This window comes from Embleya sp. NPDC025285 (assembly GCF_055558835.1).
In genome coordinates, this window is record NZ_JBVHLU010000290.1 from 1 (window position 1) to 1508 (window position 1508).

1 protein-coding gene is annotated in these 1508 nt (G+C 70.4%); it reads right to left on the minus strand.

The annotated features are described in order from the left end of the window. Positions 1-22 precede the first annotated feature (22 nt). Complete coding sequence (locus ACZ4FV_RS52295) at positions 23-1246, minus strand: IS110 family RNA-guided transposase (RefSeq protein WP_465328527.1); 1224 nt, start codon at positions 1244-1246, stop codon at positions 23-25. Between the last annotated feature and the right edge of the window lie 262 nt (positions 1247-1508).

Sequence of the window (1508 nt, forward strand, 5' to 3'; positions counted from 1 at the left end):
GGGGGTGCCTCTATGTCTTTCGTCAAGGGTGAGCGGGTCGTGCTGCGGCCGGTTCGGCCGGGCGGGATTTGTAGAAGGTGCCGTCTCTGAGCATGGCGAACAGGACGCCGATGCGTTGGCGGGCGAGGCGGAGGAGGGCCTGGGTGTGGGTCTTGCCGCGGGCTCTGCAGCGGTCGTAGTACGTGCGCGAGGCTGGGTCGTGCAGGGCGGCGAACGCCGAGAGGAACATCGCCCGTTTCAGCAGCCGATTGCCTGTCCTGGGGGCGTGTTCGCCGTGGATGGAGGTGCCGGAGGACTTCGTCGCGGGGGCGAGGCCGGCGTAGGAGGCCAGGTGGGCGGCGGTGGGGAAGGACGATCCGTCGCCGATGGTGACCAGGAGGGTGGCTGCGGTCCTGACGCCGACTCCGGGCATCGAGATCAGGACCTGGGAAAGAGGGTGGGCCTCCAGGAGCTCGGCGATCTGCGTCTCGACGGCGCGTCGTTGTTCGTGGACGGCGGCGAGCGAGCGGGCCAGGGAGGGCACGACCGTGTCGAGGGTGGTGGTGCCGGGGACGACGACGGTCTGTTCGTCGAGTGCGTCGAAGATGTCGTTCACGAGGCGTTCGGCCATGCGCGGGGCCTTGGGGCGTATCAGGGCGACGAGTCTGCGGCGTCCGGCCTTGCGCAGGGCGGCGGGCGAGCCGTGTCGCTCCAGGAGGTGGGTGACGGCGGGGTGGTCCAGGCGGGGGCCGAGGACGCGTTCGAGCGAGGGGTGGAACTGGGTGAGGAGGCCGCGGATGCGGTTGCCGGTGCGGGTGGCCTCGCCGGCGAGGTCCTGGTCGAAGCCGGTCAGGACCGTGAGTTGGGCGGTGGTCTCGTCGGCGACCTCGAGGGCGCGCAGGGTGTGGGGCATGGTGCGGGCGGCGTCGGCGATGACGTGGGCGTCGCGGGCGTCTGTCTTGGCCTCGCCCGGGTAGAGGTCGGCGATGCGTCGCATGGCCAGGCCGGGCAGGTAGGCGACCTCGCAGCCGGCGTCGCGGGCGACCGTCAACGGGAGGGCGCCGATCGAGGCGGGCTGGTCGACGATCACCAGCACGGTGCCGAACTTCGCCCGGAGCTTGTCGAAGACGGCTCGCAGCTTCGGTTCGCTGTTGGGCAGTCGCTTGTCGTAGACGGTCTTGCCCCCGGTGGTGAGGCCGTGGCCGTGGTGGTCGGTTTTGCCCACGTCCAGGCCGAGGAAGACCTTGACGTCACCGATGTCGAGCACGCACCCCTCCGAGGGAGGTCGTTCCGTCCCGGCCTCACGCCTTGGCACCGTGCGCGCGCATCCACGTTACGCAGACCAACCGCCCTTCGGAGGCCGGGCGTTGCGCTCGGCCGGGTGGTGGTCAGGCCTCTCATCAGCGGTCAAACGGTGCTCCGGGTCCGGTGACACCACCCCCCAGGTCATGCGTTCGACAGGGGGTAGAAGTCATGCCGGACCCGGAGGCCAGGAGCCCCGTTTCAGGGCCACGGAAAAGGTAACGGGG